The sequence below is a fragment of the Bacillus sp. BB51/4 genome (assembly GCF_008368845.1).
Classification (GTDB): domain Bacteria; phylum Bacillota; class Bacilli; order Bacillales; family Bacillaceae_G; genus Bacillus_A; species Bacillus_A wiedmannii.
This window is the reverse complement of the sequence record NZ_QOSC01000009.1, coordinates 479,436-505,191: the sequence shown is the minus strand read 5'-3', so window position 1 is coordinate 505,191 and position 25,756 is coordinate 479,436. Positions and strand designations below refer to the sequence as shown.

Annotated in this window: 22 protein-coding genes and 1 pseudogene; 20 read left to right on the top strand and 3 right to left on the bottom strand. The window is 34.3% G+C overall.

Features of this window, described 5'->3' with window-relative positions; translation table 11 throughout:
- Positions 1-9 precede the first annotated feature (9 nt).
- The 6 genes from DN392_RS13815 to DN392_RS13790 all read left to right on the top strand — a co-directional run bounded on the left by DN392_RS13815 (position 10) and on the right by DN392_RS13790 (position 8,649).
- On the top strand, positions 10-687 hold the full coding sequence (locus DN392_RS13815; protein WP_001044675.1) for a response regulator transcription factor: 678 nt from the start codon (positions 10-12) through the stop codon (positions 685-687).
- A 202-nt stretch (positions 688-889) separates the two neighbouring features.
- Positions 890-2,131, top strand: coding sequence for a S1C family serine protease (locus DN392_RS13810; RefSeq protein WP_000542652.1), 1,242 nt, complete (start codon positions 890-892; stop codon positions 2,129-2,131).
- Between the two features lie 79 nt (positions 2,132-2,210).
- Complete coding sequence (locus tag DN392_RS13805; RefSeq protein ID WP_000151391.1) at positions 2,211-2,624, top strand: CoA-binding protein; 414 nt, start codon at positions 2,211-2,213, stop codon at positions 2,622-2,624.
- A 374-nt stretch (positions 2,625-2,998) separates the two neighbouring features.
- Positions 2,999-4,963: a DNA topoisomerase IV subunit B gene (gene parE / locus DN392_RS13800; RefSeq protein ID WP_001062189.1), complete on the top strand. Its 1,965-nt coding sequence runs from the start codon at positions 2,999-3,001 to the stop codon at positions 4,961-4,963.
- A 1-nt stretch (position 4,964) separates the two neighbouring features.
- The gene (gene parC / locus DN392_RS13795) at positions 4,965-7,388 is read left to right on the top strand and encodes a DNA topoisomerase IV subunit A (protein ID WP_061672854.1); all 2,424 of its coding nucleotides are present in this window, start codon (positions 4,965-4,967) and stop codon (positions 7,386-7,388) included.
- Positions 7,389-7,617: 229 nt separating this feature from the next.
- Complete coding sequence (locus DN392_RS13790) at positions 7,618-8,649, top strand: oxidoreductase (protein ID WP_000719730.1); 1,032 nt, start codon at positions 7,618-7,620, stop codon at positions 8,647-8,649.
- A gap of 58 nt (positions 8,650-8,707) precedes the next feature.
- Here the strand turns inward: DN392_RS13790 and DN392_RS13785 are convergent, their stop codons facing one another.
- Positions 8,708-9,151 carry a VOC family protein gene (locus DN392_RS13785; protein WP_000171332.1) on the bottom strand — a complete coding sequence of 148 codons (444 nt, stop codon included), beginning with the start codon at positions 9,149-9,151 and terminating at the stop codon, positions 8,708-8,710.
- A gap of 82 nt (positions 9,152-9,233) precedes the next feature.
- On the opposite strand from DN392_RS13785, the gene DN392_RS13780 reads away from it, so the two are divergent.
- The gene (locus tag DN392_RS13780) at positions 9,234-10,178 is read left to right on the top strand and encodes a helix-turn-helix transcriptional regulator (RefSeq protein ID WP_000750568.1); all 945 of its coding nucleotides are present in this window, start codon (positions 9,234-9,236) and stop codon (positions 10,176-10,178) included.
- A gap of 94 nt (positions 10,179-10,272) precedes the next feature.
- Here the strand turns inward: DN392_RS13780 and DN392_RS13775 are convergent, their stop codons facing one another.
- On the bottom strand, positions 10,273-10,866 hold the full coding sequence (locus DN392_RS13775; protein WP_088321567.1) for a TetR/AcrR family transcriptional regulator: 594 nt from the start codon (positions 10,864-10,866) through the stop codon (positions 10,273-10,275).
- Positions 10,867-11,030: 164 nt separating this feature from the next.
- Between DN392_RS13775 and DN392_RS13770 the strand changes: the two genes are divergently transcribed.
- The 11 genes and pseudogenes from DN392_RS13770 to DN392_RS13720 all read left to right on the top strand — a co-directional run bounded on the left by DN392_RS13770 (position 11,031) and on the right by DN392_RS13720 (position 24,317).
- Positions 11,031-11,924, top strand: a complete 894-nt coding sequence (locus tag DN392_RS13770) for an ABC transporter ATP-binding protein (RefSeq protein ID WP_000626596.1) — start codon at positions 11,031-11,033, stop codon at positions 11,922-11,924.
- Positions 11,917-12,723 (top strand): ABC transporter permease subunit, encoded by an 807-nt coding sequence (locus DN392_RS13765; protein WP_001041451.1) that lies wholly within the window; start codon positions 11,917-11,919, stop codon positions 12,721-12,723. The genes DN392_RS13770 and DN392_RS13765 overlap by 8 nt, the downstream gene beginning before the upstream one ends.
- A 50-nt stretch (positions 12,724-12,773) precedes the next feature.
- The gene (locus tag DN392_RS13760) at positions 12,774-13,145 is read left to right on the top strand and encodes a VOC family protein (protein ID WP_001108393.1); all 372 of its coding nucleotides are present in this window, start codon (positions 12,774-12,776) and stop codon (positions 13,143-13,145) included.
- A gap of 127 nt (positions 13,146-13,272) precedes the next feature.
- Positions 13,273-13,806 carry an RNA polymerase sigma factor gene (locus DN392_RS13755; RefSeq protein ID WP_000864725.1) on the top strand — a complete coding sequence of 178 codons (534 nt, stop codon included), beginning with the start codon at positions 13,273-13,275 and terminating at the stop codon, positions 13,804-13,806.
- A gap of 12 nt (positions 13,807-13,818) precedes the next feature.
- On the top strand, positions 13,819-14,817 hold the full coding sequence (locus DN392_RS13750) for a hypothetical protein (RefSeq protein ID WP_016135128.1): 999 nt from the start codon (positions 13,819-13,821) through the stop codon (positions 14,815-14,817).
- A gap of 17 nt (positions 14,818-14,834) precedes the next feature.
- Entirely contained in the window at positions 14,835-15,872 is a 1,038-nt protein-coding gene (locus tag DN392_RS13745; protein ID WP_088321566.1) for an LCP family protein, read from the top strand.
- Between the two features lie 193 nt (positions 15,873-16,065).
- A pseudogene (locus DN392_RS13740) lies at positions 16,066-17,328 on the top strand (dicarboxylate/amino acid:cation symporter).
- A 349-nt stretch (positions 17,329-17,677) separates the two neighbouring features.
- Positions 17,678-19,381 carry a peptide ABC transporter substrate-binding protein gene (locus DN392_RS13735; RefSeq protein ID WP_000727407.1) on the top strand — a complete coding sequence of 568 codons (1,704 nt, stop codon included), beginning with the start codon at positions 17,678-17,680 and terminating at the stop codon, positions 19,379-19,381.
- A gap of 309 nt (positions 19,382-19,690) precedes the next feature.
- Positions 19,691-21,397: a peptide ABC transporter substrate-binding protein gene (locus tag DN392_RS13730; protein ID WP_000728452.1), complete on the top strand. Its 1,707-nt coding sequence runs from the start codon at positions 19,691-19,693 to the stop codon at positions 21,395-21,397.
- A 303-nt stretch (positions 21,398-21,700) separates the two neighbouring features.
- On the top strand, positions 21,701-23,407 hold the full coding sequence (locus DN392_RS13725) for a peptide ABC transporter substrate-binding protein (protein WP_088321565.1): 1,707 nt from the start codon (positions 21,701-21,703) through the stop codon (positions 23,405-23,407).
- 190 nt (positions 23,408-23,597) lie between these two features.
- Positions 23,598-24,317 carry a class I SAM-dependent methyltransferase gene (locus tag DN392_RS13720; protein ID WP_088321564.1) on the top strand — a complete coding sequence of 240 codons (720 nt, stop codon included), beginning with the start codon at positions 23,598-23,600 and terminating at the stop codon, positions 24,315-24,317.
- A 40-nt stretch (positions 24,318-24,357) separates the two neighbouring features.
- Here DN392_RS13720 and DN392_RS13715 read toward each other — a convergent pair whose 3' ends face one another.
- Positions 24,358-24,747, bottom strand: a complete 390-nt coding sequence (locus tag DN392_RS13715) for a hypothetical protein (RefSeq protein ID WP_064460211.1) — start codon at positions 24,745-24,747, stop codon at positions 24,358-24,360.
- 134 nt (positions 24,748-24,881) lie between these two features.
- Here DN392_RS13715 and DN392_RS13710 point away from each other — a divergent pair, with 134 nt between their 5' ends.
- Both DN392_RS13710 and DN392_RS13705 read left to right on the top strand, forming a co-directional pair.
- Positions 24,882-25,217 (top strand): hypothetical protein, encoded by a 336-nt coding sequence (locus tag DN392_RS13710; protein WP_000843273.1) that lies wholly within the window; start codon positions 24,882-24,884, stop codon positions 25,215-25,217.
- 70 nt (positions 25,218-25,287) lie between these two features.
- On the top strand, positions 25,288-25,626 hold the full coding sequence (locus DN392_RS13705; RefSeq protein WP_000693977.1) for a VOC family protein: 339 nt from the start codon (positions 25,288-25,290) through the stop codon (positions 25,624-25,626).
- The last annotated feature ends 130 nt before the right edge of the window (positions 25,627-25,756 follow it).

Genomic DNA, 25,756 nt, shown 5'->3' with positions numbered 1-25,756 from the left:
ATAGATGATATGAATAAAACAGTATTACTTGTTGAAGATGAAAGAAGATTACGTGAAATCGTTAGTGATTATTTTCGTAATGAAGGCTTTGAAGTAATCGAAGCAGAAGACGGAAAAATAGCGTTAGAATTATTTGCAGAGCATGAAATTGATTTGATTATGTTAGATATAATGTTACCAGAAATAGATGGATGGTCTGTTTGCAGACGAATTAGAAAAGAATCAGCAGTACCAATCATTATGTTGACAGCCCGTTCGGATGAGGATGATACATTACTAGGGTTCGAATTAGGTGCAGATGAGTATGTAACGAAACCTTTCAGCCCGAAAGTGTTAGTAGCTCGCGCGAAGACATTATTGAAACGTGCGGATGGCGTGGTAGGAGTAGCGGAAGAAAATGCTATGTCCTTGGCTGGAATAGAAGTAAATCGTCTATCTAGAACTGTGTTAGTAGATGGAGAAGAAATTATATTGACACATAAGGAATTTGAACTTCTTGTTTATTTAATGGAGAACAAAGGAATTGTGTTGTCACGTCAACATTTATTAGATCAGTTATGGGGATATGATTACTACGGTGATGACCGAACGGTTGATACTCATATTAAAAAACTACGAAATAAGCTAGGAGATAAAGCGAAGCATATCGGTACTGTTATTCGAGTTGGTTATAAATTTGAAGAATAACCTTTAATTTACTATGCGCTTTGGCTTTGGGATATAGCAAATTTATACTCTCTTTTGTAGGTGGAATGTACAAAAAATACTTTTCTTGTCTACAATGTTAGATAAGAGTATTTTTTTAATTGGATTTCACGATGAGTTCACAAGAAGGACACAAAACGTGACTATACTGAAAATACGAATTCACCAGAGAGGGGAAGTAAACATGGGATATTACGACGGACCAAATTTAAATGAAGAGCATAGTGAAACGAGAGAAGTGAGAAAATCAGGTAGTAAAAAAGGTTATTTTTTCACAGGTTTAGTCGGAGCTGTAGTTGGGGCTGTCACAATTAGTTTTGCGGCACCATATATGCCATGGGCTCAAAATAATGGAGCGGCTGTATCATCATTCAGTTCGGATTCAAAAGTTGAAGGTACTGTAGTTCCTGTTGTCAATAAAGCAAAAAATGAAACTGATTTACCTGGTATGATTGAAGGCGCGAAAGATGTTGTTGTAGGTGTTATTAATATGCAACAAAGTGTTGATCCATTTGCAATGCAACCGACAGGCCAAGAGCAACAAGCTGGCTCAGGATCAGGTGTTATTTATAAAAAAGCAGGAAATAAAGCGTATATTGTAACGAACAACCATGTAGTAGATGGAGCAAATAAACTTGCTGTAAAACTAAGTGATGGTAAAAAGGTAGAAGCAAAGCTTGTAGGGAAAGACCCTTGGTTAGATTTAGCGGTTGTAGAAATTGATGGATCTAATGTAAATAAAGTTGCCACTTTAGGTGATTCAAGTAAACTTCGTGCGGGTGAAAAAGCGATTGCAATCGGTAACCCACTAGGTTTTGATGGAAGTGTAACGGAAGGTATTATTAGTAGCAAAGAACGTGAAATTCCAGTAGATATTGATGGCGATAAGCGTGCAGATTGGAATGCTCAAGTTATTCAAACAGATGCAGCGATTAACCCAGGTAATAGTGGTGGTGCGTTATTTAACCAAAACGGTGAAATAATTGGGATTAATTCAAGTAAAATTGCACAACAAGAAGTTGAAGGAATTGGATTTGCTATTCCAATTAATATTGCAAAGCCAGTTATTGAATCACTTGAAAAAGACGGAGTAGTGAAACGTCCAGCTCTTGGAGTAGGTGTCGTTTCATTAGAAGATGTGCAAGCTTATGCAGTAAATCAATTGAAAGTACCGAAAGAAGTAACAAACGGCGTTGTATTAGGTAAAATTTATCCAATATCACCTGCAGAAAAAGCTGGTTTAGAGCAATATGATATTGTAGTATCATTAGATGATCAAAAAGTAGAAAATTCACTTCAATTCCGTAAATATTTATATGAAAAGAAAAAAGTAGGCGAGAAAGTAGAAGTTACATTCTATCGTAACGGTCAAAAAATGACGAAAACAGCTACTTTAGCAGATAATTCAGCTACAAAGAATCAATAATTGAAATAAAAGAAAGTCTCTTTCATATTGAAAGAGACTTTCTTTATCGGCTATACTAAAGGAATAGGAGGGATAAATTATGACAATTGAAAACCCAACTCGTACGGAAATTGGTGAAGTATTAAAGAAAAGCAAAACGATTGCAGTTGTTGGATTATCAGATAAGCCAGAACGTACATCGTATATGGTTTCAAAAGCAATGCAAGATGCTGGGTATCGCATTATTCCAGTAAACCCAACAGTAGATGAGGTGCTTGGAGAAAAAGCAGTTTCTTCACTAAAGGATATTAAGGAACATGTTGATATTGTAAATGTATTCCGCCGTTCAGAATTTTTAATGGATGTTGCGAAAGAGTTTGTAGAGATTGATGCAGATGTTTTTTGGGCACAATTAGGAGTACAAGATGAAGATACATATAAACTTTTAAAAGAAAAAGGCTATACTGTAATAATGGATCGTTGTATTAAAGTAGAACATGCGATGACAAAGTAGTATAGGTTTTAAAGAGAGAAAGATTAATTCAGCCCTCGTTATAGATAAGTAGGGCCGATGAACGAGGTGTTCATCATGAGATTTTTTAAAGGCTGTTTTTGGGGATTATTACTCGTTATCCCATTTTGGATATTGATCATTTGGATCATGATAAAGGTTTGGAATGTATAATCTTGGCATACATATCCATTTCTCGTTGACAAACGATTATTTTTCTGAAATAGTAGCCTAGAGGAATCCTTGTGAAAAAACAAGGATTTTTCTATTGAAAATGGTATATAAAAGAGATAAGATAACTTGCCAAAACTATAGTCGAGGCGTTATTCTATAATAGAAACATATGTTCTGATTTAATTAGGAAAGGGGCAAGGAGTTTGGCGAAGCATCAGTTCCAATATAATGAAGATGCAATTCAAGTGCTAGAAGGACTTGAAGCCGTTCGAAAACGCCCGGGTATGTATATCGGGAGTACGGATAGCCGTGGATTGCATCATTTAGTATATGAAATAGTAGATAACTCCGTTGATGAAGCGTTAGCGGGATTTGGCGACGAAATTTCTGTCGTAATACATAAAGATAATAGTATTAGCGTTATTGATAAAGGGCGAGGAATGCCTACGGGAATGCATAAACTTGGGAAACCTACACCTGAAGTTATTTTAACTGTACTTCATGCCGGTGGTAAGTTTGGTCAAGGTGGCTATAAAACAAGTGGTGGTTTACACGGTGTTGGGGCATCAGTTGTAAATGCCTTGTCAGAATGGTTAGTAGTGACGATTAAACGTGATGGAAATATTTATGAACAACGCTTTGAAAATGGTGGTATTCCTGCAACGACACTGGAGAAGATCGGGAAGACGAAAGAGTCTGGTACGACAATACATTTTAAACCAGATACAACGATTTTCAGCACAACAAATTACAATTACGAAACATTATGTGAAAGATTACGTGAATCTGCATTCTTATTAAAAGGGATGAAAATCTCAATAAAAGATGAGCGAAATGATTTAGAAGATGTCTTTCATTATGAAACAGGAATCGAAGCTTTCGTTTCATACTTAAATGAAGAAAAAGATTCAATCCATCCGGTTGTATACTTCACTGGTGAACAAAATGGAATTGAGGCAGAGCTAGCATTTCAATTTAACGATGGCTACTCAGAAAATATTCTTTCGTTTGTAAATAATGTACGTACAAAAGATGGTGGAACACACGAAGCTGGGTTTAAGACAGCAATGACTCGTGTGTTCAATGAGTATGCTCGTAAAGTTTCACTATTAAAAGAAAAAGATAAAAACTTAGAAGGTACAGATATTCGTGAAGGTGTAGCGGCTATCGTTTCTGTACGTGTACCAGAAGAAGTACTTCAGTTTGAAGGACAAACGAAGGGGAAACTAGGTACAAGTGAAGCTCGTTCTTCAATTGATGCAATTGTATCTGAGCATTTAGCTTACTTTTTAGAAGAAAACCCGGATGTTGCTACACTTCTTGTGAGAAAGGCAGTTAAAGCAGCGCAGGCACGTGAGGCTGCTCGTAAAGCGAGAGAAGAAGCGCGTACTGGTAAAAAGAAAAAGAAATCAGAAGGTACATTAAGTGGTAAGTTAACACCAGCACAATCACGTAACCCGCAAAAAAATGAACTGTACCTAGTAGAGGGTGACTCTGCGGGTGGTTCCGCGAAACAAGGTCGAGACCGACGTTTCCAAGCGGTATTACCGTTACGTGGTAAAGTAATCAATACAGAAAAAGCAAAACTTGCTGATATCTTTAAAAATGAAGAAATTAATACAATCATTTACGCTATTGGCGGTGGTGTAGGGAATGAATTCGCTGTTGAAGATATTAACTACGATAAAATTGTAATTATGACCGATGCTGATACAGATGGTGCGCACATTCAAGTATTGTTATTAACGTTCTTCTACAGATATATGAAACCACTTATCGAAGCTGGCAAAGTATTTATTGCACTTCCTCCTTTATACAAAGTAAGTAAAGGAAAAGGTAAGAGTGAAGTGATTGAGTATGCATGGTCTGATGAAGAATTAGATGGTGTAACAAAAAAGGTCGGTAAAGGCTACATGCTACAGCGCTATAAAGGACTTGGCGAAATGAATGCCGATCAATTATGGGAAACAACTATGAATCCTGAAACACGTACGTTGATTCGTGTGAAAATTGACGATGCATCAAGAGCGGAGCGCCGAGTTACGACATTGATGGGTGATAAAGTAGAACCTCGCCGTAAATGGATCGAACGAAATGTACAATTTGGTATGCAAGAAGAAGGAAACATTTTAGAAAATGAAATGATTATGGAGACGGAGGTGGAATAACATGCAGGCAGAGAAGTTTCATGACCTCCCGCTTGAAGACGTGTTAGGTGACCGCTTTGCACGTTATAGTAAATATATTATTCAAGATCGCGCGCTTCCAGATGCGCGTGACGGTTTAAAACCGGTACAAAGACGTATTTTATATTCCATGTATGTAGAAGGAAATGTACATGATAAAGCGTTTCGTAAATCAGCTAAAACAGTCGGTAACGTTATTGGTAATTACCATCCGCACGGTGATTCCTCTGTATATGAGGCGATGGTACGTTTAAGTCAAACTTGGAAAGTACGTAATGTTTTAGTTGAAATGCATGGTAATAATGGTAGTGTTGATGGCGATCCAGCAGCGGCAATGCGTTATACGGAAGCGCGATTATCACCAATTGCATCTGAGTTATTACGTGATCTTGATAAAGAAACAGTGGAATTTGTGTCAAACTTCGATGATACGAGTGAAGAACCTGTTGTATTACCAGCAATGTTCCCGAACTTATTAGTGAACGGATCTACAGGGATTTCAGCTGGTTATGCAACAGAAATTCCTCCGCATCACCTTGGGGAAGTAATTGATGCGACGATGATGCGTATTGATAAGCCGAATAGTACTGTTGATGATTTATTAACAGTTATGAAAGGGCCAGATTTCCCGACCGGTGGTATTATTCAAGGGATTGATGGTATTAAAAAAGCGTACGAAACAGGAAAAGGTAAAATTATTATTCGCGGAAAAGCGGAAGTTGAAACGATTCGTGGTGGTAAGCAACAAATCGTTATTACAGAAATTCCGTATGAAGTAAATAAAGCGAACCTTGTTAAAAAAATGGATGAATTACGTCTAGATAAAAAACTAGATGGAATTGCTGAAGTACGTGATGAGACAGATCGTACAGGTCTTCGTATCGTTGTAGAGTTAAAAAAAGAAGTAAATGCTGAAGGTATTTTAAATTATTTATATAAGAATACAGATTTACAAATTCCATATAACTTTAATATGGTTGCGATAAATAATCGTCGTCCTACACTTATGACGTTACCAAAAATTTTGGATGCATATATTGGACACCAAAAAGAAGTTGTAACAAAGCGTTCTCAGTATGAATTACGAAAAGCGGAAAATCGTCAACATATTGTTGAAGGTTTAATGAAAGCATTATCAATTTTAGATCAAGTAATCGAAACGATTAGATCTTCTAAAGATAAGCGTAATGCGAAAGATAACTTAAGTGCTAAATTCGGCTTTACAGAAGCACAATCAGAAGCAATCGTTTCGTTGCAATTATATCGTTTAACAAATACAGATATTACAGCACTAGAAAAAGAAGCGGATGAATTAAGTACAAAAATTGCAGAATTACAGGCAATTTTACAAAGTGAAAAAAGACTTCTTCAAGTTATTAAAACAGATTTGAAGAGAGTAAAGAAAACATATAGTGATGATCGCCGTGCTATTATTGAAGAACAAATTGAGGAAATTAAAATCGATGTGGAAGTTATGATTCCGCAGGAAGATGTCATCGTTACTGTAACGAAAGAAGGATATGTGAAACGAACAGGTTGGCGTTCACATAATGCATCGAACGGGAAAGACTTCGGTATGAAAGAGGGTGACATCTTACTGGAGCGATTCGATACGAATACGACAGAGACAGTCCTCTTATTTACGAATAAAGGAAACTATATATATCTGCCAGTATATGAAATGCCAGAAATTCGTTGGAAAGATTTAGGTCAACACGTTGCGAATCTCGTTTCACTCGAGCGGGATGAAATGATTATTTGGGCGACCGTCGTACCGAACTTTGAAGAAGAAAAACGATTTATCGTATTTGTTACACGAAATGGTATGATTAAGAAAACAGAATTAAACCAATATAAAGTTCAGCGTTATTCAAGAGCGTTCGTCGCTGTGAATTTGAAAAAAGATGATTATGTTGTAGATATATTTGCAACAGATGGAACGAGTGATATTGTTCTTGCAACCTATGGTGCATATGCACTTATTTTCCATGAAGATGAAGTAAGTCCAGTCGGTGTAAGGGCCGCTGGTGTGAAAGCAATTAACTTAAAAGAAGATGACTATGTCGCTTCTGGTAAACCGTTAAATGGTGACAAAGATCAACTTATTCTCGTAACGCAGCGCGGTGCTGTAAAACGTCTAAAAGCATCAGAAATTGAGAAATCAACGAGGGCGAAGAGAGGTCTTGTTATTTTCAAAGAGTTAAAACGTAATCCATACCGTATTGTCGGTATTGAAATTGTTCGAGACGATGAACTAGTTTACATGAAGACAGAGAAGCACATCGTAGAAGAAATTGATCCAAAAGCGTATCGAAATAAAGACCGGTATAGTAACGGTAGTTTAGTGCTAGATGTTAACGATACAGGTGAAGTTATTGAAACGTGGACGAAAAAACGACCGGAATAAAAAAGGCATCTTGCTATGAATAATGGCAAGATGCTTTTTTCTAGGCAAATTATTATGTAAATAATAATAATCTTGTTATAATAACTGAATGAAATCGTTCTCATAAAGTGAAACTTTAATCAATCGGACTTTTACGAGCAGTTGATTCCTCAACTAACTTCTTTACTTTCGCTGAATTTTGAGGTAGGGGTCTTACTGTCCGTTAAAGCGGGATAAATGGAGGGGCAACATGAAAAAAATAGGTGTAGGAATTGTAGGGTTTGGATTTTCTAGTACAACATTTCACATTCCATTATTACAAACGATAGAAGAATATGATATTCGTGCTATTTTATCATCAAAAGAAGAACTCGTGAAACAAGCATTACCAAATGCTGAAGTTGTTGGCACAATTGAGGAATTAGTAAATCGTGCTGATATTGACTTAGTGGTCATTACTTCACCGAATACAACTCATTTTCCATATGTAAAAGAAGCAATTTTACATGGTAAGCATGTAGTTGTGGAGAAGCCATTCGTTGTTTCAATTGAAGAAGGCGAAGAACTAATTTCATTAGCAAAACAGCATAATGTGGTGTTAAGCGTATATCATAATCGCCGTTTTGATAATGATTTCTTAACGATAAAGAAATTGTTAGAAGAAAACAGAATAGGGAATCTATACGCATATGAAGCGCATTTCGATCGTTTTCGCCCGAATGTACGTGATCGCTGGAGAGAAAAGAATTTACCAGGATCAGGTATATTATATGATTTAGGATCGCATTTAATTGACCAAGCATTGTCATTATTTGGGAAACCAGATGCGATAAGTGCAGATGTAATCAAACAAAGACAAGGTGCAGAAATTGATGATTACTTCCATGTTATACTCCACTACGGTGTTAAACGTGTCACTTTACATAGTAGCAGTTACGTAAAGCAAGCAGGTCCACACTTTACACTGCATGGAGATAAAGGTTCTATCGTGAAATACGGTATGGATTCACAGGAAGAACAATTAAAAAATGGAATGAAGCCAGGCGATAACGGTTATGGAGTAGACGCTGAAGAGAATTTTGCTACTTTACATACGGAAGAAAAGCTAGAGCGTATTTCGACAGAAGTTGGCTGTTATGACATGTATTATAAAGGTGTAAGAGATAGTATTGTAAATGGTGAGAAACCACCTGTAACAGCACAAGAAGGCTTGGAAGTTATTCGACTTATTCAATTAGCGATTGAAAGTAGTGAAACGGGTAGAGTCATCAATGTAAAATAAAAAAAGACACGAATTTCGTGTCTTTTTTTATTAGGCATATGTGAATATGACTAATTATTTAGTTTAATCGCTTGTCATACATTAACTGAATTTGTATGCCGTAAGGATCTTCAATAATCCCATATGCTTCACTAAATATATTTTTTTCTAGCGGAGAGATTATTTTCACATGCTTATTAGAAATTAAATTATTATAAAATCTTTGTATTTCTTCTAAATTAGCGCTTTGAATGCAAAGCGACATGTTATTTCCAACGTTATAACGTTCATTAGGCTTCATTGTATCTTCTGCTATCATTAGCTTTGTATTCCCGATTTGTAAAACAGAGTGAGCAATATAATCTTTATTTTCACTTGTAATTTTAAAAGAACGATCTCTTTTGGCCAATTCTTCATACGTAACAACCATTAGCTTCTTTGCTTCTAAATTACGTGTATAAAAGTTAATTGCCGCCTTTGCTTGCCCATTCATTGAAAGAAAAATAGCTATTTCTAATGTCATAAATTTATAGCTCCTTTATTAGTTAATAATTATAATATAGACTAAAAAGGTTTCAATACATGACACCTTTCAGGAGGGGAATATGAAAAAAACGGAACGAATAAATGACATGCTTATTTTCTTAAATAATAAAAGATATTTTAATTTAAAAGATTTAATGGCTAGATATGATATTTCTAAAAGTACTGCTTTACGAGATATTCAATCATTGGAAGAAATAGGTGTGCCAATATATTCTGAATTAGGTAGAAATGGAAGTTATAAAATTATAGAAAATAGTGTGTTATCACCAATTTATTTTAGTGTGGATGAAATGTATGCGTTATACTTTTCGATTCTTACATTAAATGGATACAAGACAAAACCATTCAATATAGAAAGTATTGCTCTTGAAAATAAATTTAAACATGTATTACCTGATAATGTGCGTAAAAATATTTCAATTATGGAACGAACGCTTTCTTTTGAAGTAACAAATCATAGTAATTTTAGTCCGTTCTTAAAAGAAATTTTACAGGGGATTTTTGCTGAGCAAGTTTATCATTTAACATATTTAAAAAAAGATGAGGAGAAAGTATTAGTCGCCCAATTTATTCGAATAGAATCTAAATTTGGCCAGTGGTATGCTAAAATCTTTAATTTTGAGACAAATAATGTTCAAATACTTAGATGTGATAAAATTCTTTCTATTATGGAAACAAGCAATACGAATTCAAAAAATCTTGAAGAATTACTAAGTTACCTTACTACTTTTCACAGAAAGCCTGATGCAATTGATTTTCGTGTCATCGTTAATCAAAAAGGAAAAGATATTTTCGATAAAGAGAATTATCCTTCTATGAGGATACAAAAAGAAAATGAAAACTATACTATAACAGGCTATTTTAACAAGCAAGAATTTGATTTTATTTCAAGTTATTTTCTGAATTTCGGTGAAACGATTATTTCAATTCAGCCTGTTATGCTAAAAGAGTTAATCTACAATAAGGTGTTATCTATTAAGCAGCATTTAACTTTTTTAAGTTAAAATTTGTTTTAGTCGTTTTTTTGACATGAAAAAGCCCTTGAGATTTCAATATCCAAAGGGCTTTTTGGTGATTTTATTTGTTCTGTAGGAAAAATTATTTTTCTGGGACGGACAGTCCATAAAAGAACATCGTAACGATATCTTGTATATGTTTTTCACGATCTCCTTCAAGAAGCTGTGCCCCGAAATCATCACCTAATTTAGTAAACATTTGAATGTAAAGTAACATCATTTCTTTAGTAAGATGGGGATTAATTTCATTATTGCGCTGTGCTTGTTCTAATATTTCTAAATACCATGGCAGTATTTTTTCATTTTGATAACTATAAATAAACTCTCGGAGAATTTCATCTCTTTTCATCATTTGTAGTAACATATCAGGCTGAAATAACCCGCCAGTATTCATTTTTCTTACAATCATTTTTTGCATCATATCATGAAAAGGTAATTTTTCTTCAGCAAGCTCTTTATAATATTGAAATTCAGATATGATAAATTCTTGTATAAGCTCCCTAAATAACGCATCTTTATTTCCAAAATGATTATAAATGGTAACTTGAGAAACGTTAGCTTTTTTTGCAATAAGTTCTATTTTCACTTCATTAAATCCACGTTCTGAAAATAATTTAAAGGCCGCATCTTTAATGGCACGTTTTTTCTTTTCTTTCACTTTTTCAAAGCCGTTCAATACAATCACCTCAATAAAAATATACAAGAAAATATAGATGAAAACAATATTTTTGAAATATGGACATATAAATATTTCAAAAAGTTGTTGCGAATATGAAAGATGAGGAGTACAATAATTTTGAAATATCACATATTAAATATTTCAAAAAATGAGGTGGAATTATGATTTCAGTTCAAAATGTCACAAAACAGTTTTCAAATGGAAAAGGTTTGTTTCATATAACCTTTGATGTAAAAGAAGGGGAAGTTTTTGGCTACTTAGGACCAAATGGTGCCGGGAAATCCACAACAATTCGTAATTTAATGGGATTTATAAAACCGACAGCTGGGAAATCATCAATTTTCGGATTAGATTGTTGGAATGAAGCAGCGAAAATTCAAAGACAAGTCGGATATTTACCGGGAGAAATTTCTTTTATTGAAGGAATGAACGGATTAGAGTTTTTAAAGTTAATGCAAGGAATGCGTGGGCTAAAGGATACGAAAAGACGTGATGAACTAATAGAACGTCTGCAATTCGATGTGAAAACACCGATTCGAAAAATGTCTAAAGGAATGAAGCAAAAAGTAGGAATTGTTGCTGCTTTTATGCATGATCCGGAAGTGTTAATTTTAGATGAACCGACATCGGGACTCGATCCACTTATGCAGCAAGTGTTTATAGATTTAATATTAGAGGAAAAGCAAAGAGGAAAAACGATTCTTATGTCTTCACATATATTCACGGAGATTGAGCGTACATGTGACCGAGTAGCGATTATTAAAGATGGGCGCCTTGTAACAGTTGAAAATATTCATGATTTACAAAGCATGAGACGACAAGTGATAGATGTAACAGTATCGTCGCAAGAAGAAATTGAGTCTCTTACAAAGTGTGATTTGCAATTTGAAGCGGTGAAAGGTAGAGAAGCATCGATTATTGTACAAGGAAACTATCAAACGGTTTTACAAACACTTTCAAACTATAATGTAACGGCACTTCAAACGAGAGCAATGGATTTAGAACATTTATTTATGCATTATTACGATAAGAAAGAAGGGGTAAAGCATGAATAAGCAATTGTTTTTAGCTAGTTTGAAAGAGACACAAAAAAGTATTTTGAGTTACGCAACTGGTGCAGCTCTTTATTTATGGTTATTAATTTGGATATTCCCTTCAATGGTATCAGCGAAAGGGTTAAATGAATTAATAAGTGCTATGCCTGATAGTGTGAAAAAAATTGTTGGTATGGAAAGTCCGATTCAAAACGTAATGGATTTTTTAGCTGGCGAATATTATAGTCTATTATTTATTATTATTTTAACAATTTTTTGTGTAACAGTTGCAACGCATTTAATTGCTCGTCATGTAGATAAAGGAGCAATGGCATACTTGTTAGCAACACCTGTATCTAGAGTGCAAATTGCAATCACGCAAGCGGCTATTCTTATATTGGGACTACTGATAATTGTAGCTGTTACGTATGTAGCGGGTATAGTAGGTGCAGAATGGTTTTTAGAAGATAATAACTTAAATAAAGAATTATTCCTGAGGATAAACGTAGTCGGAGGGCTCATATTTTTAGTCGTTAGTGCTTATTCATTTTTCTTTTCTTGTATATGTAATGACGAAAGAAAGGCACTTAGCTACTCAGCAAGTTTAACTATCTTATTTTTCGCATTAGATATGGTAGGTAAATTAAGTGATAAGTTAGAGTGGATGAAAAGTCTATCGTTATTTACACTGTTTCGTCCGAAAGAAATTGCTGAAGGAACGTATAATATATGGCCGGTAAGTATAGGTTTAACTGCTGGAGCTCTTTGTATTTTCATCGTAGCGATTGTGGTGTTTAGGAAGAGGGATTTACCGTTATAGAGTAGAAAGTCCACTATATAAGTGGACTTTTTTTGATGAGGAGGAAACGAATGAATTATTTGTTCCGGGTTCAGTTATATGTACATGATATTGAAAAGTCAGTATTGTTTTACGAAACAATTATTGGATTAAAATTGTATAAAAGAAGTGAGCATGCAGCACGATTCAATCACGATCAGTTTTCTCTATTACTAGCTAATGATTATACATTGAATGAAAATCACTATTTTTACAATCGAAAAGAAATGAAGGGAAATGGCTTTGAACTAATTATCGTTGTCGACCGACTTGAAGATGTATATGAACGTTGTAAAGAGAAGGGATGCAAGATACAAGAAGAGATTCAAACATATTCATGGGAGACGAGAGGATTTAAAGTTGTAGATCCAGATGGATATTTCTTAAGGATTACGTCTGAGTAAAGGTGAACATGAAGAATGTTTACCTTTTTTTATGGAAATATTCAAAAAAATGAACCTTTTTCTAGGCTCATCCGTCTAATACATGTAAAGTTAAATTTGAAGTGAGGATGAAACAGGAGGAGCAATTGTGAAAGTAATCCCTTTATATAAAATGATTATAAAAGAAGAAACCGATGTTTCTTTAGCGAAAAAAGGTGATCATGAAGCGTTTATGGCGCTTATACATACAGAAAAAGTGAAGATGTACCGAATAGCAAAGGCTATGTTACGTGATGAGACAAATATAGAGGATGCGATACAGACGACAATTTTAAAAGCCTATGAAAATATAAAAAAATTAAAGAAAGAAGAGTTTTTTCAAACTTGGTTAATTCGAATTTTAATGAATGAGTGTAACAATATTATTAGAGCGTATAAAAATATAATTGTGATAGAAGAGAATGATTACAATATGAGCGCGTGTGATCAGTATGAAGATATAGATTTGTGTAATGCGATTCAATCGTTACATGAAGAATTAAGAGCTGTTACGGTGCTGTATTACTATGAAGATATGAATCAAGATAGCATTGCGAAGCTTTTAGAAATACCAAAAGGAACAGTGAAATCGAGATTGTCGCGCGCGAGGGAACAACTACAGAAACGATTAAAGATGGAATAGGGGGTGCAAAGGATGGATGATGAAAAATTATTTGATGAGAAATTAAAAAAGAGAATAAAAGAAGAGAATGTTATAGTGCCGCCAGAGTTAAATGAAAAGATTAATGGTACACTACATAATCTTCCGGTAAAAAAGAAAGGTTACAGAGTTTATATGATGGTTATAAGTGCTGCTGTTCTAGCGCTTTCTATTGTGTCTATGTCGGAGTTTTCTGATCAAATTTTTGCTCAAAACGGCGGAGTATTTGAATATGTAAAGAAAAAGGCGTTTTCTGATTATGAAAATGAAGAGGAAATGAAATCGAACGTAAATTATCCAGAGAAAGAAAAGATTCATGAAAAGATGCTAGATTCCATTGATCATTTTAAAAATATTTCAGGACAATTTGAGGAATATTCTAGTTCGTCAAGAATTGCTACAACATACAAATATACGATTGATACGGAGGAACAAAGAGGTATCTCTTCGAAAGAAGATAAGCTATCGAAAAAACGAACACTTATATATAACGAGGGCAAGAAAAAAGAATTTGATGATGAGAAGTATACATATAAAGAGACAAAATGGAGCTCGAAAGAAAGAAACAATGAACTATTAAAATTAAATCCTACGGAAAGGTTATTGAGAAAATCGGGTGAGAAAAAAAGATATGATGATGAATATGTGGGATTCGCGAAGTATAGTATTCAATCAGAATTTGCGGATCTATTAATTCGATATAAAGATTGGAATTATAAAGAAACGAAGTATCTTGGACTGGATTGCTACAAAATAGAAGGGACAATAAATATAGAAATGCCTGTAAGTACATCTGAAGATTTAAGAGGGAAATTTGAAATGGTTGTAGAGAAAAATACAGGGATTATGCTCAAGTTCCTTAGTTTCCACGAAGGTATGATTCAATATTCAATCACGACCGAATGGATACAAATAAACAAAGGATTGAAAGAGAATGCATTTCAAAAGGAAAGCGCTAATTATGAGAAATTGAAAAATATATTAGATGAATAGAAAACGGAGGAAACGATATGGAGAATCACCCTTCTTCAAGAGAAAAGAAAAATAAGCGAAAATATAAAAAGACAACAATAATAAGTGTATTGTTAGCAATATTACTATTTGGCGGAGTTGGATATGGTACTTACGTATATATGAAAACTGCTAATCTCGTACAAAAATCAAATGTTAATTTAGCACGTGGTGAAAAATCAAAATTACGTGAGGAAACTGTAAAACCGATCACCAATAATGTTTCACTTTTAATTATGGGAATTGATGAAAATCCAGAACGACAAAAGGAGTATAATGGTGCATTTCATACAGATGCACTACTGTTAGCTACTTTTAATAAAGATGATAAGACTGTGAAATTAACGAGCATACCACGTGATACATATACATATGTACCAGTAGAAAAGAAAAAAGATAAAATAACGCATGCATATGGAAGTGGTTTCGTTAAAAATGGTAAAGATGGAGGACCGCAAGCTTCAGTGGAAGCGGTAGAAAAATTGTTACAAGTGCCTGTTGATTATTTTGTGAAGTTTAATTTTAATGCATTTACTAAAATTGTGGATGGATTAGATGGGATTGAAGTAAATGTCCCAGTTGAATTTACAGAGCAAAATAGTAAAGATGAACCTGACGCAATCCATTTGAAAAAAGGACTACAAACATTAACAGGGGAAGAAGCACTTGCACTGGCAAGAACGCGTCATATTGATAGTGATGCAATGAGAGGTCAGCGTCAACAGCTTGTTATTGAAGCGATGTTAAGTAAATTAAAAAGTGTAGGATCAATTACGAAGCTAGAAAAAATAGTTGAGGCAGTTGACGGCGATTTTAAAACAAACTTAGTAATGGATGATATTTTATCTTTTTATAAATACGGTTTAAACGGTTCAGTTGAAAAAATACAATTAGCTGGTGATGATTTATACTTACCTAACGGTCCAAATGGGAATCGTGTATATTATTATAACCCTAATAAAAAAGATCTACAGAGTTTGAGTAATACTCTTAGAACACATCTAGGATTAAGTGAAAAGCAGATTGAGGAGAATTAAAGCAGGCATAATGTCTGCTTTTTTATTACGTTTAATAGTATGACATTTTAAATTAAATGTTATATACTATTTTCGAATTATGGATAATAGCGTAACATAATAATGTGATTTAAGTTAAATAGCAGGGGGGCTATTACATAAAATACATCATTAGCAATTATTGAAATCGTATGGGAGAAATGAAAGAATAAAAATGAGAATTGTAAAGAATTTAACATTCCAAGTTATTGTGGCGATTATTTGTGGTATTGCAGTAGGGGCCATTTGGCCTAGTGTTGGACAAGAGATGAAGCCAATTGGTGAAACGTTCATCAATATGATTAAAATGGTTATTGCACCAATAATCTTTTTAACAATTGTGCTTGGGATTGCAAGTATGGGAAGTATGAAAAAGGTAGGTCGTGTTGGCGGGAAGGCACTATTGTATTTTGAAATTGTTACAACAGCGGCTTTACTTATTGGTATCATCGTAGCGAATGTTGTACGTCCAGGAGATGGATTAGATCCTTCAAAACTAAAGGGCGGAGATGTTTCACAATATGTACAAAGCGGGCAAGAAATGAAATGGATGGATTTCTTTTTACATATTGTGCCGTCTAACATGTTCTAAGCATTTGCAAAAGGTGACATTTTACAAGTTTTGTTCTTCTCCATTTTATTCGGTGCAGGGTTAACGATGTTAGGGAAAAATGGACAACCGGTAATCGACTTTTTTGAAAGATTATCGAAAGTATTTTTTAACATTTTATCAATTGTAATGAAATTAGCACCGGTTGGAGCATTCGGTGGAATGGCGTTTACAATTGGCAAATATGGTTTAAGTACACTTATTCCACTCGGTAAATTAATGATTTGTGTATATGCAACAATGGCATTATTTGTTTTTATTGTTTTAAATTTTATTTGTAAACTGTATAAATTTAGTTTGTGGAAATATTTAGCGCATATTTAAGAAGAATTACTCATTGTTCTCGGGACATCATCATCAGAATCAGTACTGCCGCGAATGATGACAAAGATGGAAGACTTCGGGTGTTCGAAGCCGGTAGTAGGTTTAGTCATTCCGACGGGATATTCTTTTAATTTAGATGGAACAACGATTTATTTATCGATGGCTACTATATTTTTAGCTCAAGTCTTTCACGTCGATCTTTCACTAGGTCAACAATTAACTATAATAGCTATTTTGTTAGTTACATCTAAAGGTGCAGCAGCAGTAACAGGTGGAGGGTTTATTGTATTAGCATCTACTCTATCTGCAATGAATGTTATTCCATTAGAAGGGTTAGCACTATTACTTGGTGTAGATCGTTTCATGTCAGAAGCACGTGCTATCGTCAACTTAATTGGTAACGGTATTGCGACTGTAGTTGTTGCAAAAATTGAAAATGAATTTGATGATGAGAAGTATAAGAGGATAGTAGAAGAAATGAAAAGAGAGAAAATGGCCGGATAAAAAAGTCAGCTTTGCTGACTTTTTTTATTTTTGTAGAAAAGAGGTTTGTTACGATATACATTATTTATTAACAATAATTTACAAGTGTTTTATAGTGAGGGGATATAAAGACTATTAAATCAATGCATAGAATTCAATGAGATATAGTGTTTCAAAAGATTATGGAATTTTTATGAATATTACTGTAAAAAAATAATTTTTTAAAAATTTTCAATAATAACACTTTACAAAACTCAAAAAATTAGTAGAATAATAGTTAATAAGAATCTTCTGATAAATATATAAAGAAAAACAGAATTATCAGAAATTTCTTAAATGAGAGCGTTAAGAATTAGGGAGGGTACAGAAAGTGAAAAAGAAAAAAATCAAAAAATTAACAGCAGTTGTAGCACCAGTTTTAGCAATGAGTATGGCATTAACAGCATGTTCTACATCAGGTGGAGATAAGAAGACAAGCACAAATTCTAGCTCTGGCGGAGATAGTAAATCAGAGGAAAAATTAGCAGCGAAACAAGTGCTAAATCGAACAGAAACGAATGAGATTCCAACAATGGATACTTCGAAAAGTACAGATACTTTAGGTTCTCAAATGTTAGGGAACACAATGGAAGGTTTATACCGATTAGATAAAGAAAACAAACCAATCCCAGCTGCGGCAGAGTCAAGCACGAAGAGTGAGGATGGTAAAAAATATACATTTAAATTACGTAAAGATGCAAAATGGTCAAATGGTGATCCTGTAACAGCGAAAGATTTCGTATTTGCATGGCAACGTCTATTAGATCCAAAAACAGCTGCTGAGTATGCATTTATCGCATTCCCGATTAAAAATGCAGAAGCAATTAGCCAGGGGAAAGCAGAAGTTTCTACATTAGGTGTAAAAGCGGTTGATGATCTTACACTTGAAGTAGAATTAGAACAAGCGGTACCATACTTCTTAAACTTAGTAGCATTCCCGTCATATTATCCACTAAATGAAAAGTTCGTCAAAGAAAAAGGGGATAAATACGGTTTAGAATCTGATACAACAGTTTATAACGGTCCATTCGTTCTTACTGATTGGAAACACGAACAAGGATGGAAACTAAAGAAGAATGATCAATATTGGGATAAAAAGACTGTGAAATTAGATGAGATTAACTTTAGTGTTGTAAAAGAGCCAGCAACTCGTGTGAATTTATACGATAGTGGCCAAATTGATTTCTCTTTATTGACTGGAGAATTCGTTGACAAATATAGAAATAATAAAGAGGAGTTTGGAACATATTCAGAACCAAGTACATTTTTCATACGTTTAAATCAAAAACGTGGTGGGCAAGATACACCATTAAAGAGCCAAAAATTACGCGAAGCAATTGCTTTATCGATTGATAAAAAGAATTTAGCAAATGTTATTTTAAATGATGGATCGAAACCGGCTGATTACTTAGTACCTAAAGGGTTAGCAAATGGACCAGACGGAAAAGACTTCCAAGAAACGTTTAAAAATGGTATTAAGCCAGATGCGAAAAAAGCAGCTGCTGCATGGGAAGAAGCGAAAAAAGAGCTTGGAAAAGATCAAGTTACAATTGAGTTCTTAAACTATGATACTGGTAATGCGAAAAAAGTTGGGGAATATGTAAAAGATCAAATTGAGAAAAACTTAAAAGGTGTAACAGTAAATATTAAACTGCAGCCGTTTAAACAAAAACTAAAATTAGAATCAGAGCAAGATTATGATATTTCGTATGGTGGATGGAGCCCAGACTATGCAGATCCAATGACATATTTAGATATGTTTGAATCTAGTCACTCTCACAACCAAATGAGCTACTCTGATGCGAAGTATGATGAAATGGTTAAAAAAGCTGGCGGAGAGTTAATGAGTGACGCGAAGAAACGTTGGGAAGAACTAGGAAAAGCTGAAAAATTATTACTTGAGCAAGATGTAGCACTTGTACCTTTATATCAAAATGCTAGATCTTATGTAATGAAACCGACTGTAAAAGGTGTTGTTAAACATAACATTAGTCCGGAGTACAGCTTTAAATGGGCTTATGTAACTGAAAAATAATAAGTTAAAAAAGCATTCCGAAAGTAGACTACTTTTGGAATGCTTTTTTATTATGAGATTAAATTGTAAACAAATCAATAAGCACAAGGGGAATGCTACTTATATAGTAAATAGGAAGAATTTGTATAGTGGTAATTGTAAAAAATAATTTTTACTATCACAAAAAAATAATTTTTAGAATATTTTAAAAATAACTTTACAAAAACGGAAAAGTTAGTAGAATATTAATTAATAAGAATTTTCTGATAACTAGTTATTAGAAAATCTCTCAAAATTAGTTTCGTACATATAATTGGGGAGGGTACAAAAATGAAGAAAAAGATGAAAAAGTTCACGGCGGTTGTAGCGCCAGTTTTAGCGATGAGCATGGCGTTGACAGCGTGTTCTGGATCAGGTGGGGAGAAGAAAACAACTACGACGTCTAATGGTGGTGGGGAAGAGAACAAATCCGAAATTAAATACGCAGCAAAACAAGTATTAAATCGTACAGAGAATCAAGAAATTCCGACGATGGATACGTCTAAATCTACTGATACGTTAGGGTCACAAATTTTAGGGAACACGATGGAAGGATTATATCGTCTTGATAAAGATAATAAGCCAATCCCAGCTGCTGCAGAATCTAGTACGAAAAGCGAGGATGGCAAAAAATATACATTTAAACTACGTAAAGATGCAAAATGGTCGAATGGTGATCCTGTAACAGCGAAAGATTTCGTATTTGCATGGCAGCGCTTACTTGATAAAAATACAGCGTCAGAATACGCATTTATTGCTTACTATATTAAAAACGCAGAAGCAATTAATAAAGGTGAAAAACCTCTAACAGATTTGGGGGCAAAAGCAGTAGATGATTATACACTAGAAGTAGAATTAGAAAAGCCAGTACCATATTTCTTGAATTTACTAGCATTCCCGTCATACTATCCGTTAAATGAAAAATTCGTAAAAGAAAAAGGAGATAAGTACGGTTTAGAAGCAGATACAACGGTGTATAACGGGCCGTTCGTGATGTCTTCATGGAAACATGAACAAGGATGGCAGCTAAAGAAAAATGATAAGTATTGGGATAAGAAGACTGTGAAATTAGAAGAAATTAACTATAGTGTAGTAAAAGAAGTTGCGACGAAAGTAAACTTATATGATACAGGGTCAATTGATTTCACACTACTATCAGGAGAGTTTGTAGATAAATATAAATCGAACAAAGAAGAATATGGCGAGTATGCAGAATCAAGTACATTCTTCTTACGTTTAAATCAAAAGCGTAACGGACAAGATACACCGTTAAAAAGCAAAAAGCTTCGTGAAGCAATCGCATTATCAGTTGATAAAAAAGGTTTAGCAAATGTTATTTTAAATAACGGTTCAAAAGCAACGGATCAATTGGTTCCAAAAGGGCTTGCGACAGGACCAGACGGTAAAGATTTCCAAGATACATTTAAAAATGGTCTGAAATATGATCCGAAAAAAGGTGCAGCAGCGTGGGAAGCAGCGAAAAAAGAACTTGGAAAAGATCAAGTTACAATTGAATTACTAAGTTATGATGATGGAACTGCGAAAAAGATTGCTGATTATGTTAAAGATCAAATTGAGAAAAATTTAAAAGGTGTAACGATTAATACAAAAATTCAGCCGTTCAAACAAAAATTAAAATTAGAGACTGCACAAGATTATGAAATTTCTTATGCAGGTTGGAGTCCAGACTATGCGGATCCAATGACATTTATTGATATGTTTGAATCGAAGAGCCCATATAACCAAATGAGTTATTCAAATGCAAAATACGATGAAATGGTACAAAAAGCAGGTAATGAATTAATGGGTGATGCGAAGAAGCGTTGGGAAACGTTAGGGAAAGCAGAAAAATTATTCCTTGAAGAAGATGCTGGACTAGTTCCTTTATATCAAACAGGAAGAGCGTATGTAATGAAATCGAATGTAAAAGGAATTGTGAAACATAACATTAGTCCAGAATATAGCTTTAAGTGGGCGTATGTAACGGAAGGGAAATAAGAAAAAAGAGCGTTTAAAAAATATATTATTTATTTTTAAAACGCTCTTTTACTATTCAATTAAATTTAAATAAATAGAAAAGAATAAGAAAAGTGGTACTTACATATAGTAGATGGGGGAGAATTCGTATAGTAGTAATAGATTGTTATTGAATAAAATAAATTAATTATTATGAATATTTTTAAAAATACTTTACAATTCAAGGAAAATTAGTAGAATGATAATTAGTAATAATTTTCTGATAATTTAATTTAGAAATCTCTCAAAGTTAGTTTCGTACATATAATTGGGGAGGGTACAAGAATGAAGAAAAAGATGAAAAAGTTTACGGCGGTTGTAGTGCCAGTTTTAGCGATGAGTATGGCGTTAACAGCGTGTTCTGGATCTTCTGGTGGGGAGAAGAAAACGACAACGACATCTAATAATGGTGGAGAAGAGAAGAAATCTGATATTAAATATGCGGCAAAGCAAGTGCTAAATCGTACAGAAACGAATGAAATTCCGACGATGGATACTTCCAAAAATACAGATACACTTGGCTCACAAATTTTAGGGAATACAATGGAAGGTTTATATCGCCTTGATAAAGATAATAAGCCAATCCCAGCTGTAGCAGAATCTAGCACAAAAAGCGAGGATGGTAAAAAATATACATTTAAACTACGTAAAGATGCAAAATGGTCAAACGATGATCCAGTAACAGCGAAAGATTTCGTATTTGCATGGCAACGTCTAGTAGATCCAAAAACAGCTGCTGAGTATGCATTTATCGCTTACTATATTAAAAATGCGGAAACAATTAATCAAGGAAAAGGAGAAGTTTCTACATTAGGTGTAAAAGCGGTAGATGATTATACGCTTGAAGTGGAACTAGAAAGACCAGTACCATATTTCTTGAACTTAATGGCATTTGCGTCTTACTATCCATTAAATGAAAAGTTCGTGAAAGAAAAAGGGAATAAATTCGGTTTAGAGTCTGATACAACAATTTATAATGGTCCATTTGTGCTTACTGATTGGAAGCATGAGCAAGGTTGGAAATTAAAGAAAAATGAGCAGTATTGGGACAAAAAGACTGTAAAACTAGAAGAAATCAATTATAGTGTAGTAAAAGAACCAGCTACTAGAGTAAATTTATATGACACAGGTGCGATTGATTTCACACTTTTATCAGGTGAATTTGTTGATAAGTATAGAAATAATAAAGAAGAGTTTGGCGCATATTCGGAAACAAGTACGTTTTACTTACGTCTAAACCAAAAACGTGGTGGGCAAGATACACCGTTAAAGAGCAAAAAACTACGTGAAGCAATTGCATTATCAATTGATAAGAAAGCTTTAACGAATGTTATTTTAAATGATGGTTCAAAACCAGTGGATTACTTAGTACCAAAAGGTTTAGCGAGTGGACCAGACGGTAAAGATTTCGCAGAAACGTTCAAGAATGGTTTAAAACAAGACTCCAAAAAGGCAGCAGCAGCTTGGGAAGAAGCGAAAAAAGAACTTGGAAAAGATCAAATAACAATAGAGTTATTAAATTATGATACTGGTAATGCGAAAAAAGTTGGGGAGTATGTAAAAGACCAAGTTGAAAAGAATTTAAAAGGTGTAACAGTAAATATTAAACTGCAACCATTTAAGCAAAAACTAAAATTAGAATCAGACCAAGATTATGATTTCTCATATGGCGGCTGGAATCCAGATTATGCGGATCCAATGACATACCTTGATATGTTTGAAACAAAAAATTCGCAGAATCAGATGAGCTATTCAAATTCAAAATATGATGACATTATTAATAAAAGTAAGACAGAATGGATGGCGGATGCCAAAAAACGTTGGACAGAGTTAGGGAAAGCAGAAAAATTGTTACTTGAAGATGATGTAGCGCTTGTACCTTTATATCAAAGTGGTAGATCATATGTTATGAAACCAAATGTAAAGGGGATTGTGAAACATAATATTAGTCCGGAATATAGCTTTAAATGGGCTTATGTAGAAGAGAAATAATAAAGTGAAACTTTAATTAGTGGGGCTCCATTTTCCACTGATTATTAGTCCTCACCAATTGAGCTACCCAGCAAATAGCGGGATAAAAGAAAAAGCATTTTCAAGTTGCGGTATTAGAGCACTTGAAAATGCTTTTTCTATGCACTTTTATTCCTTCCTCGAATATATAAAATAAAAAAGGGAGAATCCCATGAAACGAAATACTTACATCGATTTCCTAGCTTATTACGGAATAGGAAGTGCTCATCCTGGTGGTTTTACGCTAACAAAACAATTGTTAGCACAACTACCTTTTAAATATGGAGCAAATGTCCTTGAGATAGGCTGTGGTACGGGGAAAACAGCGGCATATATGACAAAAGAATATGGTTATAAAGTAACGGCGGTTGAAAAGAATGAGATTATGATTCAAAAGGCGAAAGATAGATGGTCGTTTGAAGGAATAGACATCCAATTAATTGAAGGAAATGTAGAGCAATTACCTTGTTTGCATGACTCATTTGAGTTCGTACTCGGAGAATCAATACTCGCTTTTACAGAGAAAGAAAGGGTTATCCCGGAGTGCTATCGTGTACTACAGAAAGAGGGTAAACTTGTTGTCATTGAAATGATTATTGATAGGCACATTGAGAAGAGTGAGGAAGAAAAAATTGCCCAACTATACGGGATGAAAGAACTATTAACTGAGAATGAATGGGTACAATTATTTCAGAAAGCAAATTTAAAAAGAATTACAATTGCTGGCGGTGGCACAATTGCAGAAACGATCTCGGGCTATATAGAAGAGCCGGAATGGAATGTATCACAATTTATTCCGAATGAGTTATATGAGGCATGGGTGCAACATGAAAATGTACGGCTTATGTACCAACATATTTTAGGTCATCGTATTTTTATATGTGAAAAATAAAGAAAGAGAGTTGACTAAAGATAGTCAACTCTTTACTATGTTAAATGAAAAATAATGCAGCTAATGTAATTCCGAAGATGAAACCAAATCCGAGTTCAAGACCCCATCCACAACCGCCGCCTCCCCAGCCGCCACAACTACCGCAACCACGACCGCCACATCCACAGCCGCTGAATCCACCACCACAACCAAATCCACAACTATCACATCTGCTAAGGCCCCCGCAAAGGTCACAGCCACCGTTTGCATATGCGTCATAGTATCCAAATCCTGTATCAAAAGATGAGCGCTGTTGCACTGGTTCAATCCATACAGAGCTTTTTGTCACATCAATTATTTTGCCTAAATGAATGCGACCATCACGATCTTCAATGCGAACGACTTTACCGAAATAACGTTGGCACGTATCGTAACATTTTTGTCTATGCATGTTCTTTCCTCCTTCCCCATTACAGTAATACGATATGTAACGGGGACAAGTGCGGCTTGTACGAATGTCCTATCTATCATAATTGTTATAGGAAAGGGGAAATATAGGAAGAGGATATATAAGGAGGAAATGGCATGAAATCTACAAATCAGTTTCAGACATATGAAGTACCGTGGGAAGAGTTTATTGAAGCTTTGCGAGAGGAAATGAAGAAGCAAGTTGGGGCAGATATTATCGATACAGTAGTTTGCAATTTAGAAGATGGTTTTGAAGTGTATACATATGTGCAGGGGGATTTGGATTTTGAATATAAGGAAGCGCTGGAAAGGAAATATGGGAGCGATGCAAAAACTCCTAATGTGTTAACGATTATGTTATTAGCTAGTATTTATAGTACAAGTGAAGAGAATTTACGCTTACATGCGGATCATAAAGATAATCCAATTGTTGAAGTGTATGTGAAGCAATAAAACACGCTGTGAAGGCGTGTTTTTTCATTGTATGGTAAAATGTTAGAAAATTAAGAAAGTTGGTGATGGTTTGAAAATTAAACATCTTAATTTAACAGTTTCAGATGTAGCAGCTACTAGAGAGTTTTTAGAAAAATATTTCGGTTTAACTTGTAGCGGAGCAAGGGGAAATGGCTTTGCGGTTATGCGTGATAATGATGGGTTTATATTAACGTTAATGAAAGGGAAAGACGTACATTATCCAAAAACATTTCATGTAGGATTTCCACAAGAAAATAATGAACAAGTAGATAAGATAAATCAAAGGTTGAAGGAAGATGGATTTTTGGTTGAGGCTCCTAAAAGTGCACATGCGTATACGTTTTATGTGGAAGCACCTGGTGGATTTACAATTGAAGTAATGTGTTAATTTAAAATCAAACTTTTTGTTATGTGTTTTCAATATGAAAAGTAGGAAAAGTCTGTTTTAAGTGTAGAGCTTAAACAGGCTTTTTTACTTATAGTATCGGATAGAAAACGCTAGAAGGAATCATATTCAG

Coding starts and splice junctions, on each gene's coding strand:
- DN392_RS13815 (WP_001044675.1), top strand. CDS start 10: ATGAATAAAACAGTATTACTTGTTGAAGATGAAAGAAGATTACGTGAA.
- DN392_RS13810 (WP_000542652.1), top strand. CDS start 890: ATGGGATATTACGACGGACCAAATTTAAATGAAGAGCATAGTGAAACG.
- DN392_RS13805 (WP_000151391.1), top strand. CDS start 2,211: ATGACAATTGAAAACCCAACTCGTACGGAAATTGGTGAAGTATTAAAG.
- parC (WP_061672854.1), top strand. CDS start 4,965: ATGCAGGCAGAGAAGTTTCATGACCTCCCGCTTGAAGACGTGTTAGGT.
- DN392_RS13790 (WP_000719730.1), top strand. CDS start 7,618: ATGAAAAAAATAGGTGTAGGAATTGTAGGGTTTGGATTTTCTAGTACA.
- DN392_RS13785 (WP_000171332.1), bottom strand. CDS start 9,151: ATGACATTAGAAATAGCTATTTTTCTTTCAATGAATGGGCAAGCAAAG.
- DN392_RS13780 (WP_000750568.1), top strand. CDS start 9,234: ATGAAAAAAACGGAACGAATAAATGACATGCTTATTTTCTTAAATAAT.
- DN392_RS13770 (WP_000626596.1), top strand. CDS start 11,031: ATGATTTCAGTTCAAAATGTCACAAAACAGTTTTCAAATGGAAAAGGT.
- DN392_RS13765 (WP_001041451.1), top strand. CDS start 11,917: ATGAATAAGCAATTGTTTTTAGCTAGTTTGAAAGAGACACAAAAAAGT.
- DN392_RS13760 (WP_001108393.1), top strand. CDS start 12,774: ATGAATTATTTGTTCCGGGTTCAGTTATATGTACATGATATTGAAAAG.
- DN392_RS13750 (WP_016135128.1), top strand. CDS start 13,819: ATGGATGATGAAAAATTATTTGATGAGAAATTAAAAAAGAGAATAAAA.
- DN392_RS13745 (WP_088321566.1), top strand. CDS start 14,835: ATGGAGAATCACCCTTCTTCAAGAGAAAAGAAAAATAAGCGAAAATAT.
- DN392_RS13730 (WP_000728452.1), top strand. CDS start 19,691: ATGAAGAAAAAGATGAAAAAGTTCACGGCGGTTGTAGCGCCAGTTTTA.
- DN392_RS13725 (WP_088321565.1), top strand. CDS start 21,701: ATGAAGAAAAAGATGAAAAAGTTTACGGCGGTTGTAGTGCCAGTTTTA.
- DN392_RS13720 (WP_088321564.1), top strand. CDS start 23,598: ATGAAACGAAATACTTACATCGATTTCCTAGCTTATTACGGAATAGGA.
- DN392_RS13715 (WP_064460211.1), bottom strand. CDS start 24,747: ATGCATAGACAAAAATGTTACGATACGTGCCAACGTTATTTCGGTAAA.
- DN392_RS13710 (WP_000843273.1), top strand. CDS start 24,882: ATGAAATCTACAAATCAGTTTCAGACATATGAAGTACCGTGGGAAGAG.